General features: G+C 58.7%; 15 protein-coding genes. 8 read left to right on the top strand and 7 right to left on the bottom strand.

Annotated elements, in window-relative coordinates; genetic code table 11:
• Positions 1-8 precede the first annotated feature (8 nt).
• From glcF to AC2FF7_RS15755, 3 genes are read right to left on the bottom strand one after another with little or no spacing between them, the layout of a single operon-like run.
• Positions 9-1,331: a glycolate oxidase subunit GlcF gene (glcF, locus tag AC2FF7_RS15765; RefSeq protein ID WP_496905917.1), complete on the bottom strand. Its 1,323-nt coding sequence runs from the start codon at positions 1,329-1,331 to the stop codon at positions 9-11.
• A 4-nt stretch (positions 1,332-1,335) separates the two neighbouring features.
• Positions 1,336-2,436 (bottom strand): FAD-binding protein, encoded by a 1,101-nt coding sequence (locus AC2FF7_RS15760; RefSeq protein ID WP_496905948.1) that lies wholly within the window; start codon positions 2,434-2,436, stop codon positions 1,336-1,338.
• A gap of 22 nt (positions 2,437-2,458) precedes the next feature.
• Positions 2,459-3,907, bottom strand: a complete 1,449-nt coding sequence (locus AC2FF7_RS15755) for an FAD-linked oxidase C-terminal domain-containing protein (protein WP_496847545.1) — start codon at positions 3,905-3,907, stop codon at positions 2,459-2,461.
• A gap of 81 nt (positions 3,908-3,988) precedes the next feature.
• On the opposite strand from AC2FF7_RS15755, the gene AC2FF7_RS15750 reads away from it, so the two are divergent.
• Positions 3,989-4,687 carry a DUF599 domain-containing protein gene (locus AC2FF7_RS15750; protein ID WP_170755338.1) on the top strand — a complete coding sequence of 233 codons (699 nt, stop codon included), beginning with the start codon at positions 3,989-3,991 and terminating at the stop codon, positions 4,685-4,687.
• A gap of 35 nt (positions 4,688-4,722) precedes the next feature.
• Complete coding sequence (locus AC2FF7_RS15745) at positions 4,723-5,070, top strand: hypothetical protein (protein WP_170353817.1); 348 nt, start codon at positions 4,723-4,725, stop codon at positions 5,068-5,070.
• Between the two features lie 2 nt (positions 5,071-5,072).
• Here AC2FF7_RS15745 and AC2FF7_RS15740 read toward each other — a convergent pair whose 3' ends face one another.
• The 4 genes from AC2FF7_RS15740 to AC2FF7_RS15725 form a co-directional block, all read right to left on the bottom strand.
• A complete protein-coding gene (locus AC2FF7_RS15740; protein WP_480868755.1) occupies positions 5,073-5,558 on the bottom strand; it encodes a flavodoxin family protein in 486 nt (161 codons plus the stop codon).
• A 1-nt stretch (position 5,559) separates the two neighbouring features.
• Positions 5,560-6,030: a 23S rRNA (pseudouridine(1915)-N(3))-methyltransferase RlmH gene (gene rlmH / locus AC2FF7_RS15735; protein ID WP_496905916.1), complete on the bottom strand. Its 471-nt coding sequence runs from the start codon at positions 6,028-6,030 to the stop codon at positions 5,560-5,562.
• Positions 6,031-6,074: 44 nt separating this feature from the next.
• Positions 6,075-6,434 (bottom strand): ribosome silencing factor, encoded by a 360-nt coding sequence (rsfS, locus tag AC2FF7_RS15730; RefSeq protein WP_170353820.1) that lies wholly within the window; start codon positions 6,432-6,434, stop codon positions 6,075-6,077.
• Positions 6,435-6,610: 176 nt separating this feature from the next.
• Positions 6,611-7,939 (bottom strand): mechanosensitive ion channel family protein, encoded by a 1,329-nt coding sequence (locus AC2FF7_RS15725; protein WP_170755335.1) that lies wholly within the window; start codon positions 7,937-7,939, stop codon positions 6,611-6,613.
• Between the two features lie 90 nt (positions 7,940-8,029).
• On the opposite strand from AC2FF7_RS15725, the gene AC2FF7_RS15720 reads away from it, so the two are divergent.
• From AC2FF7_RS15720 to AC2FF7_RS15695, 6 genes are all read left to right on the top strand, one after another.
• Complete coding sequence (locus AC2FF7_RS15720) at positions 8,030-8,137, top strand: isopropylmalate isomerase (RefSeq protein WP_170675431.1); 108 nt, start codon at positions 8,030-8,032, stop codon at positions 8,135-8,137.
• Positions 8,138-8,180: 43 nt separating this feature from the next.
• The gene (leuC, locus tag AC2FF7_RS15715; protein WP_480868760.1) at positions 8,181-9,584 is read left to right on the top strand and encodes a 3-isopropylmalate dehydratase large subunit; all 1,404 of its coding nucleotides are present in this window, start codon (positions 8,181-8,183) and stop codon (positions 9,582-9,584) included.
• Positions 9,585-9,621: 37 nt separating this feature from the next.
• Positions 9,622-10,191, top strand: coding sequence for an HdeD family acid-resistance protein (locus tag AC2FF7_RS15710; protein WP_170755334.1), 570 nt, complete (start codon positions 9,622-9,624; stop codon positions 10,189-10,191).
• 42 nt (positions 10,192-10,233) lie between these two features.
• On the top strand, positions 10,234-10,839 hold the full coding sequence (gene leuD / locus AC2FF7_RS15705) for a 3-isopropylmalate dehydratase small subunit (protein WP_353390852.1): 606 nt from the start codon (positions 10,234-10,236) through the stop codon (positions 10,837-10,839).
• Between the two features lie 326 nt (positions 10,840-11,165).
• Positions 11,166-11,996, top strand: a complete 831-nt coding sequence (locus AC2FF7_RS15700) for a hypothetical protein (RefSeq protein ID WP_170755332.1) — start codon at positions 11,166-11,168, stop codon at positions 11,994-11,996.
• Positions 11,993-13,021 (top strand): endonuclease/exonuclease/phosphatase family protein, encoded by a 1,029-nt coding sequence (locus AC2FF7_RS15695; RefSeq protein ID WP_480868764.1) that lies wholly within the window; start codon positions 11,993-11,995, stop codon positions 13,019-13,021. The genes AC2FF7_RS15700 and AC2FF7_RS15695 overlap by 4 nt, the downstream gene beginning before the upstream one ends.
• Positions 13,022-13,093: the final 72 nt, after the last annotated feature.

Here is a 13,093-nt window from a genome sequence, read left to right as displayed (position 1 = left end):
TCAGATACCTACCTTAAGATCGGCACCTCTCGGTCTGGCCTGCGGTCCTGCTGCATAGCCCGCGGCAGCGGACCTCCGGTCGCCCAATCAAGCAGTTCGACCGTATGCAGAATCGGAACCTCGGTGGCCGACCCTATTTGCATCATACATCCGATATTGCCTGCGGCAATAACGTCGGGGTTCTTGGCCTCCAACGTTCTAACCTTGCGTTGTTTCAGCTTGCCCGAGATTTCGGGCTGCATCAGATTGTACGTACCCGCGCTGCCGCAACACAGATGGCTGTCGGCGGGTTCAACCACTGAAAAACCCGCGCGTTTCAGCAGATCCTTTGGATAGGTCTTGATCTTTTGACCATGCTGCAGCGAACAGGCCGCGTGGTAGGCGACGGTCATGCCCTTTTCTGCGCCTTCAGACAGGTCCATCTGCATCAGCACCTCGCTGATGTCCATGGCGATATCCGACACTCGCGCCGCGTCCTTGGCCAAGGCGTCATTGCGGAACATATGCCCGTAATCCTTCACGGTCGTCCCACAACCCGAAGTGTTGATGACGATGGCATCCAACCCGTCCCCGTCCATCTCGGCCACCCAAGCGCGGATATTGGCAGCGGCCGCTTTGTGGCTGTCATCGGACTTGCCCATGTGATGCGTCAGCGCCCCACAACAACCCGCGCCCTCGGCTACGACAACCTCACACCCCAGCCGGGTCAGCAGGCGGATGGTGGCATCGTTTATATCAGTGTTCAGCGCCTTCTGAGCGCATCCCGTCATCAGCGCCACACGCTTTTTGCGCGCACCCTTGGGCGCAAAGCTTTGCGGATCATCATTGCGACTGACCGGAGGGATATGTTTTGGCGCCATATCCAGCATCGCCCGCAACCGCGCATCCGGCATCAGGAATTTGAACGGACGGCCCAGCTTAGCCCCGATCAAAGCCCACCGGAACCGCATCGGATAAGGCAGGATCTTCGCCAGCACCCAGCGTAAGGCGCGGTCGGTGAAGGGACGTTTGTACTTCTGCTCGATATATTCGCGCGCGTGATCGACCAAATGCATGTAATGCACACCGGATGGACAGGTGGTCATGCAGGCCAGACAGGACAGGCAGCGGTCGATATGTTTGACCGTTTTTTCATCCGGTACACGCTCGTTCTCCAGCATGTCCTTGATCAGGTAAATGCGCCCGCGGGGGCTGTCCAACTCGTCGCCCAGCACCTGATAGGTGGGGCATGTGGCGGTGCAAAAGCCGCAATGCACACAACTGCGCAGAATCTGGTTCGAGCGCTGGATCGCCGGATCTTGCAGTTGTTTTTCGGTGAATGTCGTCTGCATCGGCCTACCCCATCAATCCCGGATTGAACAACCCGCGCGGGTCGAAACGCTGACGAATGCCCTGTGTCAGAGCCTGAATCCCGGCACTTTCCGGCTGGAACCGCCCCAGGGCCTCAACCGTTTCGGCCGCTGCCCTGACCAGGGTCGCGTGGCCGTCAAATGCCCCAAGACGTGCCCGCAGGTCGTCCCCTTTGCGCACCAGCGCCCAGATCAGCCCGCCGCCCCAATCGAACAGAGTCTGATCCGCCCCAAGCCGCGCCGCAATCCCAGGCGCATCCGAGGGTTTGACCGAGATCCGCCATACATCTCCTTCATGCCCGTGAAACACCGATACGTCCCGAATGGCCTGCCAAATCTCGGCCGAACCGTCGCGCTCCGCGACATCCCCGTATTCCGCCAAAACCGACTTTAACTGCCCAACGCGATACGCCACTGAGTCAGCGAAACCCTCAATTCTAAGCAAAGCATGACCGTCTTGCGGATCAAAGGCCGCACCCGAGACCTCGAAAGGGGATTTCAAGGCCGCAGACAATGCCCCCACCGCACGGGATCCATCCGCAACTCGCACTGCCAACGTCGCCACCGCCTGTGGCTTGGGCAGCACTTTCAGCGAAACTTCGGTCAACACACCCAATGTGCCCCACGACCCGCCCATCAGCTTGACCAGATCATAGCCGGTGACGTTCTTCATCACCCGCCCGCCATTCTTGACCACTTGGCCCTTGCCATCGACATAGCGCACACCCAGCAAGAAATCGCGACATGCCCCGGCCTGAATGCGGCGCGGGCCCGAGATATTGGCGGCCACGACACCGCCAATGGTCGGTGCACCATTCGTACCCAACAGACCGCGATGATCCATCGGCTCAAACGCCAGTTGCTGCCCTTCGGCCTCCAACGCGGCCTCGATCTCGGCCACGGGGGTGCCGGCTTGCGCCACAATCGTCAGCGCGCCCGGTTCGTACAGGGTGATCCCGCTAAGTCCGCCGGTTTCGATAGTCATCTCTGACCCGCCGATCCCACGGGTACCGCCACCGGCAATTCGCACGGGATCCTGCAGCCCGGCCACTGTTTCGGCCAGCTCGGCCTCAGTCCTGGGTTTCATCATATTTCTTCTTTATTAGAGCCTATTCTGCAGCGATCCGCGCCTCGCGGCGGGGCTGAGAAACATCCAATGGGAACACCTTGGCCGGGTTCAGCAACCAGTTCGGATCGAATACATCCTTGACGGCCATCTGCGCCTCAAGATCCTCAGGCGCGTATTGATGCGACATCAGATCCCGCTTTTCGATGCCCACACCATGCTCGCCGGTCAAGCAGCCGCCCACATCCACGCAGAGCTTTAGGATATCCGCTCCGAACGCTTCGCATTTCTCAAGATCGCCGGGTTTATTGGCATCGAACAGGATCAGCGGGTGCATATTGCCGTCGCCCGCGTGGAACACGTTGCCCACGGGCAGGCCATACTCCTCGCTCAGCTCTCCAATACGGCGCAAAACCTGCGGCAATGCCGAGACCGGGATGGTCCCATCCAGACACATATAGTCGTTCATCTGACCCATCGCGCCGAAGGCCGATTTGCGCCCTAGCCAAATCTTGGCGCTTTCTTCTGCGGACTGACTTTCGCGCAGCTCGACAGGGTTATGCCGCTTGGCAATCTCAATGATCTTGGACAGCTGATAGTCGATTTCGGCCTCAGAGCCTTCGACCTCGACGATCAGCAAGGCGTGGCAGTCGGGGTAGCCGGCCTGAGCAAAGTTCTCGCACGCCTTGATACACAGCGTATCCATGAACTCGATCGCCACCGGCAGGATGCCAGATTTGATAATGTCAGAAACACATTGCCCGGCGACTTCGTTATCATCAAACCCCATCAGCACGGGCCGCGCGCCTTCGGGTTTGCGCAGGATGCGCAGCGTCGCCTCGGTCACGACACCCAACTGTCCCTCGGATCCGCAGACCACGCCCAGCAAGTCCAGCCCGCCCGCGTCCAGATGCGCGCCACCGATTTCGACCACACTGCCATCCATCATCACCATCGTGACGCCCAGCAAGTTGTTCGTGGTCACACCGTATTTCAGACAATGCGCCCCACCCGAATTCATCCCGATATTGCCCGCAATCGCGCAGGCCAGCTGCGACGACGGGTCGGGGGCATAGAAGAAATCATCTTCTTCCACGGCACCGGTCACACTCAGATTAGTACGGCCGGTCTGAACGCGGATGAAGCGGTTATCATAGTCGGTTTCCAGAACGTCATTCATTCGGGCAATGCCAAGAATGACGCTGTCCGCCGTGGGCAACGCCCCACCTGCGAGCGACGTGCCCGAGCCGCGCGGCACCACCGGCACGCCCTCTTCATTGCAGATGCGCAGCACGTCCGAGACCTCAGACGTCGTAGACGGTAGTACCGCCAACATCGGAGGGCAGCGATAAGCCGTCAGCGCGTCGCACTCATAAGCGCGCGTCTCGGCCGGGTCGTGGATCACCGCATCTTCTGGCAAAACCTGCTGCAATCGGCGCAGAACCACGTCCTTTCGACGCAGGATGTCGGGATTTGGCTTTGGCATTTCCATGGCGGCCCTCCAGTTTGGTAAAATAATATTACCAATTTTCTGATCTGGCAAGTTCTAACGTCACAACTTAGTGTCACGCTTATGTCCTGGATTGATCAGTCTCTGCCCTTCGCGCCACTCGATTTTGTCGGCATCGCCCTGCTGATCGGCGCGTGGCTGTGGATCGGCTGGCGGATCGAAAACCCGCCCCCTGAAAAACCCTCGGTTGGGATGATCATGGATGGCTATCGCCGGGACTGGATGAAGGAAATGGTCACGCGTCAGCCGCGTATGTTTGACGCGCAAGTGGTGGGCACGATGCGACAGGGTAGCACATTCTTCGCCTCGACTACGATGATCGCCATCGGGGGCGGGCTGGCCCTGTTGGGCAATACCGAACGGTTGGCAGGACTGGCGCAGGATCTGGCCCTGGGGACCGCACCCGCGTTGGTGTGGGAGGTCAAGATCCTGATCATCCTGTTGTTTTTGGCCAATGCCTTTCTGAAATATGTCTGGGCGCATAGATTGTTTGGCTATTGCGCCGTGCTGATGGCCGCCGTTCCAAATGACCCCGATGATCCCACCGCTTATCCCCGTGCTGGGCAAGCAGCCGAGATTTGCGTTACCGCCGCCCGCGCCTTTAATCGCGGCCTGCGGGCGACGTATTTCGCACTGGCGGCCGTGGCGTGGATTCTAGGGCCTGTAGCTTTGATTGCGGGGACCGTAGCAACACTGGCGATGCTGTATCGGCGCGAGTTCGCATCGCATTCGCGCACGGTGCTGCTTAACACCGGATCGTGATCACCACTCTGCATCAATGAGGTTAAGTTCACATCATGCGATATCTTGTTTTAACCGCCCTTCTGGCCACCCCCGCCCTTGCCGATGATCCCGTGATCGAGGCCGTCACTGCCAAACAGAGCGGCGCGACATGGCGATTCGATGTCACCGTCCTCCATCCCGAAACGGGTTGGGATGACTACGCAGATGGCTGGCGCGTGCTGGATATGGAGGGGAAAGAGCTAGGGATGCGCGTACTGCATCACCCGCATGAGAATGAACAACCCTTCACCCGATCGCTCAGTGGTGTGGCGATTCCCGAAGGAGTGGCGCAGGTTCAGGTGCAAGCCCGCACCAACACGGACGGCTGGGCCAAAGAGACCTTTGTGGTCGATTTGCACTGAGATCAGAAGACCCCCATCGCCAACCCAGCGGCCATAGCCAAGCCCAATTCGCGGCAGTTGTCCAACTGGGCGTCGGGGATGGTTTTCTCGGCCAATATCGCCTCGGGCGTTTGCGCATGGGTGCAGATGATCAAAGGCGGCTGCACCTCTTTCAACCGCCAGCCCGTTGCGATTCGGGCGGTTTGGCGTGCGGCGTTTTCGCCATCGGACCCGGCGCAAACCATTTGCGCATAGGGTCGGCCCTCAATGCGGCCCAGAACCGGGTAGTAGCTGCGATCGAAGAACTCTTTCATTAGACCCGAAATAGCGGCCAGATTCTCAGGCGCGCAGAAGACATAGCCGTCAGCTTTCAGTAAGTCTTCGGGTCCGGCCTGATCCGCGGTTTTCAGAACCACATCCGTCTCATCCCGCGCGGCCTGCGCTGCGGCTTCGGCCATCTGCCGGGCCCCGCCGGTACGCGAATGGTAGACGATCAAAAGCTGCGCCATATCAGACTCGATGATAAGGGCCGCCCGAGAGAATGGTCGTAGCCCGATAGAGTTGCTCGGCCAGCATCACACGGACCAGCATATGGGGCCAGACCATCGACCCGAATGAGATGGAAAAATCCGCTTCATCCCGCAGATTAGGGTCTATTCCATCCGCCCCGCCGATGATCAGCGCCAAATCCTGCCGCCCGGCATCACGCCAGCCGCCCAGCTTTTTGGCAAAATCCGGCGAGGACATCACTCGCCCGCGTTCGTCCAGCGTACAGATCACCGCGCCCTTGGGCAGCGCCTTGCGTAGCAGCGCGGCCTCGGCCCCCATGCCTGCGTTTTTTTTGTCTTCAACCTCAATCACCCGCGCGGGACCAAGGCCCAGCGCGCGGCCGGTCCGGTCAAATCGGGTCAGGTAATCGTCAAGCAGGGTCTTTTCGGGTCCGGCGCGCAATCGCCCGACCACAACTATGCTGATCCGCATATCTCTCTCGCCTCCGACCCTTCAACAGGGGCCGGGATGGCGCCTCAGTTGGCCGAGGCGCTGCCGCCCGCAGGCAGCCACATCTTTTCCAGCTGGTAGAATTCACGCACTTCGGGGCGGAAGATATGGACGATCACGTCGCCCGTATCGATAAGCACCCAGTCGCCGGCATCCTTGCCTTCGACCTTCGAGGTGAAACCGAATTCCTGCTTGATGCGATCCGTCAGCTTTTCCGCCATGGCCGCCACCTGACGGGTCGACCGACCCGAGGCAATCACCATGTGATCCGCAACAGAAGACTTACCTTGCAGGTTGATCTGCACGACGTCTTCGGCCTTGTCATCGGAAAGTGAGGAAAGGATACGCTCAAGCAGCTTGTCGCTGATTGACTGAGAGTGGGCCATCACGCTGGCCCCGTCATCGGCGGGCAAACCCGCCTGGGTATGTAGAGACAGGACATAGTCCTCCTTTGCTGCACGCCATCAAATCCCGGCGCCGGGGTACTAATAAGGTAACAAGGGGAATGCAACATTTCAATGAAGCGCCGCGCAACGTGGGGTCACTCCAATGCGATCTGTTGCTACTCTGCGTCGGACAAAAGTCGCACTTCACGCTGCGGGAAAGGCAGCGATATCCCCTCGGCTTTAAACGCATCCCAAAGCGCCAAATAGACATTGCCGCGGATGTTTGTCAGCCCTTTGGTCGGGTCGCTGATCCAAAAGCGCAAGACATAGTCGACGCTGCTGTCCCCGAAACCGGTAATATGGCAGACCGGTTCATGTAGACCGCCGCTCAGAACACGACCTACCGCTTTTACTGATTTGATGGCCGTTGCACGTACCTGGTGCGGGTCGTCGTCGTAGCTGGTGCCGAACTCAAGATCCAGCCGCACGAACTTGTCGGAATGCGACCAGTTCACGACCTGACTGGTAATCAGATCTTCGTTCGGGATCAGGTATTCCCGCCCATCCCGTGTCACGACCGAGACATAACGCGCGCCCAGCGCGTTGATCCACCCAAACGTATCGCCAAGCGATATCACATCGCCCGGCTTGATCGAGCGATCCATCAGGATGATAATCCCCGAGATTAGGTTCGATACCACCTTTTGCAGCCCAAACCCGATGCCCACACCGATGGCACCGGACAACAGCGCAATCCCGGTCAGGTCAAAGCCCAACGTGCGAATGGCTGCCAAGAAAACCGCACCATACAGAACCACCTGAATGCCCTTGGCCAATAGCACCTGCATGGAAGGCGTAATGTCATCGTTGTTTTTCAAACCACGTTCGGCTGCGCGCGTACCCACACGCGCCAACGTCAGCAGAACACCGATCAAAAGCGTCGCCTTGATGATCCCCAGCACCGAGATATGCAGATCTCCGATAGAAATCGCGACTCCGTCCAAAAACTCGGCCACGTCATCAGTCAGATTCAGGGCAACAAGCGTTGCATAGACCCACATGGCCCATTTGAAGATCCGCCGCAGCGTCCGGTTGCGCACCAGTCGCGCCACCAGCGCTATGGCCAACCACGCCGTCGCCAATGTCGCGATGACGCCAATGATATAGCTGCGGGACGGCCATGTGATCTGCTGCATGACCAGATACAGTGCCCAGGACAGCACTACGAAATAGACCAGCGTCAAGCGCTGCATCAGCTGTACTAAAACGCGCAACCGCCATTTGGGCCACCCAGTGCGCGCCCGCGCCCAAGAATCCCACCGGCCTTGCGTGAAAAGCTTAAGGCCAAATGCCAAAGCCCATAGCAATAGAATGATCACCAGCTGGTGCTGACGCCAGCCCGGCGTGACCACCAGTTCAAGAAGGTTTTCGAATTGCACGGAAAAGCCCGCGACCATGTTGTCATAAAGGTCCGACAGCGAGCTGGGGATCAGGTCTTGATTCATACCCCCAGCTTGGACAGCACAGCCCCATGATGCAAGCCTGACGCAGTTTTGAACCTTGATTGACGGCAAGCCGCGATATATCTGGACGCCATGAGACTCACTGTAGCCCAAATTCAGAACCTGGAAGACCGCGCGCGTCTGCGTGAACGGTTCTTTGGCGCTGCCCGCACGGTTCTGGCGCGGCTATCCGCGGCCTGAGCCATTTCGCCAGCCATTTCTCATTACATACGGGAGAGGACCGATGTCCCCCAAAACACTCTATGACAAGATCTGGGATGCCCATGTCGCGCACGAAGCCGATGATGGCACCTGCCTGCTGTATATTGACCGCCACCTGGTTCACGAAGTGACCAGCCCGCAGGCCTTTGAAGGGCTGCGTATGGCGGGCCGCAAAGTGCGCGCGCCGGAAAAAACCATCGCCGTGCCGGATCACAACGTTCCGACGACACCGGACCGTGTGAACGGGATCGAGAACCCGGAATCGCGCATTCAGGTCGAAGCGCTGGACAAGAACGCCAAGGATTTCGGCATTCACTACTATCCTGTGCATGACGTCCGTCAGGGCATCGTCCACATTGTCGGCCCCGAACAGGGCTGGACCCTGCCCGGCATGACCGTTGTCTGCGGCGACAGCCACACCGCCACCCACGGCGCGTTTGGCGCGCTGGCCCACGGCATCGGCACATCCGAGGTTGAGCACGTTCTGGCCACCCAGACCCTGATCCAGAAAAAATCCAAGAACATGAAGGTGGAAATCACCGGCAAATTGCAGCCGGGCGTGACCGCCAAGGATATCACTCTGGCCGTGATCGGTGAGACCGGTACCGCTGGCGGCACCGGCTATGTCATCGAATATTGCGGTGAAGCGATCCGCGATCTGTCGATGGAAGGCCGCATGACAGTCTGTAACATGGCGATCGAAGGCGGCGCCCGCGCGGGCCTGATCGCCCCTGACGAGACCACGTTCGAATATGTCAAAGGCCGCCCCCACGCCCCGAAAGGCGCACAATGGGAAGCCGCGATGGACTGGTGGAAAACGCTCTATACCGACGAAGGCGCGCATTTCGACAAGGTCATCACCCTGCGCGGTGAAGACATCGCGCCCGTCGTCACATGGGGCACCAGCCCCGAAGACGTGCTGCCAATCACCGCAACCGTGCCGAACCCCGAAGATTTCGAAGGTGGCAAGGTCGACGCGGCCCGCCGCTCGATCGAGTATATGGGTCTGGAAGCCGGTCAGAAGCTGAGCGATGTGCAAATCGACACCGTCTTTATCGGGTCTTGCACCAATGGCCGGATCGAAGATTTGCGCGCCGCTGCTGAAATCCTGAAGGGCAAAAAGATCAAGGACGGAATGCGCGCCATGGTCGTGCCTGGCTCGGGCCTTGTGCGCCTGCAGGCCGAGGAAGAAGGGCTGGCAGATATCTTCAAAGAGGCCGGTTTCGAATGGCGTTTGGCGGGATGCTCCATGTGTCTGGCGATGAACCCTGACCAGTTGCAACCGGGCGAGCGCTGTGCTGCGACCTCGAACCGCAACTTCGAAGGCCGTCAGGGCCGCGGAGGCCGCACCCACCTGCTAAGCCCGGCCATGGCTGCCGCTGCGGCACTCACAGGACGGCTGACAGACGTCCGTGAATTGATGTAAGGTGCCCTCATATCTGAATATTTGAGGGATTGAACTGATGAGTGACTGGATCAAATGGCTGCTGTTGGGGCTTCTGTCCATCGCGTTTGGCATCTTTGTGCTGGGCGCGCCCGCGGTGGCGTCTATTGCAGTAACGGTGGTAACCGGTGTGTTACTGCTGATTTCGGGTGTGTTGCAGATTGTCGGCGGCTTTACGGTCGAGGGCACCGGTAACAAGATCCTGTCGCTCATCATGGGTGTGGTGATGGTGTTCCTTGGATGGTCCTTCTGGATGCATCCGCTTGAGGGCACGCTGACATTGGCAACCGTCTGCCTAATCCTATTTCTGGCTGGCGGTATCGCCCGGGTTATCCTGTCGTTCCAGATGCGTGGCACACAGTATTTCTGGGCAACGCTGATCTCGGGCGTGATGTCGATTGTTCTGGCCGTCCTGATCTGGCGCTTTGCTGCCACCGACCCTGCGGTACTGTTCCAGTTGCTGGGCATTCTGCTGGGGATCGAGATGCTGTTCAACGGGCTTGGTCTGGTCTTCATGGCGTTCTTCGTCAAGAACAACCCCGATGCCGCCCTATCACCTGACGAAACCACAGAAGCGAAACAAGCTTAAAAGCAGGGCACGGGCGCGGCCCTCCCCTGCAGGAGTGTAGAGATGGAAAAGTTCGAAAAAGTCCACGGGGTGGCCGCCCCAATGCCGCTGATCAATATCGACACCGATATGATCATCCCCAAAGTGCACCTGAAAACGATCAAACGGTCTGGCCTTGGCGTCGTGCTGTTTGACGAGATGCGCTATCACGACCACGGCGGCGAGAACGAAGATTTCGTTCTGAACAAACCCGCCTATCGCAACACCGAGATTCTGGTGGCCGGCGACAATTTCGGCTGCGGCTCGTCGCGCGAACACGCGCCCTGGGCGATCAAGGATTTCGGCATCAAGGTCGTGATCTCGACCAGCTTTGCCGACATCTTCTTCAACAACTGCTTCAAGAACGGTATCCTGCCCATCGTGGTCGAGGACGAGCACCATGCGATCCTGATGGATGACGCGCACAAAGGTGAAAACGCCCGCATGACCGTGCATCTGGAAGAGCAGAAGATCACCACTTCGGACGGCGTCGAGATCACGTTTGACATCGACCCGCACCGCAAACATTGCTTGCTGAACGGTCTGGACGACATTGGCCTGACCATGGAGAAAGATCACCACATCGACAAGTTCGAGGATCACGCAAGCCAGGCCCGCCCCTGGGTCTGATTCTTTCGATTCTGCAAACACTCAACTTATTGGGGTCGCGTCAGCGGCCCCTTTCGCATTCTTGGGGTCGAGATTAACGCAACCACAACATGTAGCGGGCATCTTAAATACCGCGTCGGATTTGCGACACGAATGATGCAATCCCGCACCAGTTTTGCCATCTTTTTGCCCAAAATGGCGTGTTTTCTGCACCTTGGCTTGAGCGAAGTGCCTCAGGGGGCCAGTGTTGGCGCTAAAGAGGCATCCGTCAGAATAATCAACGGCGGGCACAAGTTGGAAAGAAGTCGGCAAAGAATCGGCCTATCCAGTTTGAAAGGGTTCGGATAGTGATTGCGCGCACAACAGGGGCGGCAATTCGGGGGATATTGGTTGCACTTATGGTGCTGACCCCCGCGTTGTATCTGCCCGTATCGTCAACGAATGGGACCGAGATCGTCGTGTTTCTCGCCATTCTCGCGTTTTTCCTGACGTTTGCTGAATATAACTCGGCCTTTCCCAGCTTTATCGAATTCCGAGATGCGCCGCCTGTAAACCGCCTGAGGTTCGTCGGACTTGTATCGATGATCATGTTCCTGACACTGATCTGCAAGAATGCCTACGCGCCGACCGCTTTGACCGAGGTATTCTACACGATAGGCGTTGGTGTCGCGAATGTCGTCGATTTCCCGTATTCGCCCGTTCGGCTGATAGTTCTTATGCTGCCCGTTGACGCAAGCATTCCACTGACCGAACTGGTTCGCATTTCAGCCAGCGTTGCGTATGTGGCTGCGCTGGCCACGATCGGCAGCTTTGCATATGCGGTTAAACTGCGCGGGTGGCCCACAGGCAATGGCGCGTTCAATGTCTGGACCAACCTACCCCTGTTCGACCCCACCAAAGGCGGAGACGTCGTCACCCGCCTGCAGCGAGACGGTCGTCTGAATATCTCGATCGGAGTATTGCTGCCCTTCCTGATACCGGCGCTGATCAAACTGCTGACCGACTATGCGAATCCGATCTCGCTCACTAACCCGCAGACGCTGATCTGGACCATGAGCGCCTGGGCCTTCCTGCCGGCCAGCATGATCATGCGCGGTATGGCCACCCTGCGCATTGCGAACCTGATCGTCGAAAAGCGCCGTGCGTATTCAACAACCGAGTCCACACAGACCGCATGATCCGCGTCTTGCTTTTGCTGCTGCTGCCCTTTGCGGCGCAGGCAGAAACCATCCGTGTAGCCTCATTCAACACCGAGCTCAGCCGTGACGGCCCCGGCCTGCTGCTGCGCGATATTCGGCGCGGCGATCCGCAGGTACAGGCCGTGGTCGCGGTTCTGACACGGACCCGCCCCGATATCGTTGCGCTACAGGGTGTCGACTGGGACCTGAATGGCGAAGTGCTTGCTGCTCTGAAGTCCAAGCTGCGCTTGGCTGGGCTGGACTATTTGCACCACTTTTCCGCGCAACCAAACGCAGGTTTGGAAACCGATCTGGATCTGGATGGCGACGGTCGCACACATGGTCCCGGAGACGCTCAGGGTTGGGGTCGTTTTACTGGTCAGGCGGGCATAGTAGTTCTGTCCCGCTATCCCATTGTGCGTGAAGGCGTTCAGGATTTCACGCCATTGCTGTGGCGCAATGCACCCGATGCGCAGCTACCGGTCAAGGATGGTGCCCCCTTCCCATCCGACGCGGCGCACCGCGTTCAGCGCTTGTCTTCGGTCGGGCATTGGGTTGTTCCGGTCGAAACGCCCTTCGGGCCATTGGACCTGCTAACCTTCCACGCAGCGCCGCCGGTGTTCGACGGGCCTGAAGACCGCAATGGCCTGCGCAACAAAGATGAAATCCTGTTGTGGCGTGCCCTTTTAGACGATCGGATCGGCACACCACCCCATGCGGCTTTCGTCATTGCCGGAGACGCAAACCTGGACCCGTCACGGGGCGAAGGGCGCAAAGAGGCCATTCGCATGCTGTTAGAAGACCAACGTCTGCAAGACCCTGAGCCTGCGGATCCGACCGGCAACACGGCCACGGTCAGTTGGAAAGCAGTTGGGGAAATGCGGGTCGACTACGTTCTGCCCTCGACGCATTTGCGTGTGGTGGACGCGGGCATTCATTGGCCCGACAAAGACACAGGCTTGCGAAAAGAGGCGCAAGCAGCCAGTCGCCACCGTTTGGTATGGGTCGACTTGGCCCAGCCATAGAGGCTCTAAAAGCGATATCAGCAGGAATACAAACCCTGCACAGGACGTCAGCCCGGACCAGCAGATATCCGG

Source organism: Ruegeria sp. YTSC325, from assembly GCF_059609525.1.
This window is presented reverse-complemented; position numbering and strand designations above follow the sequence as displayed.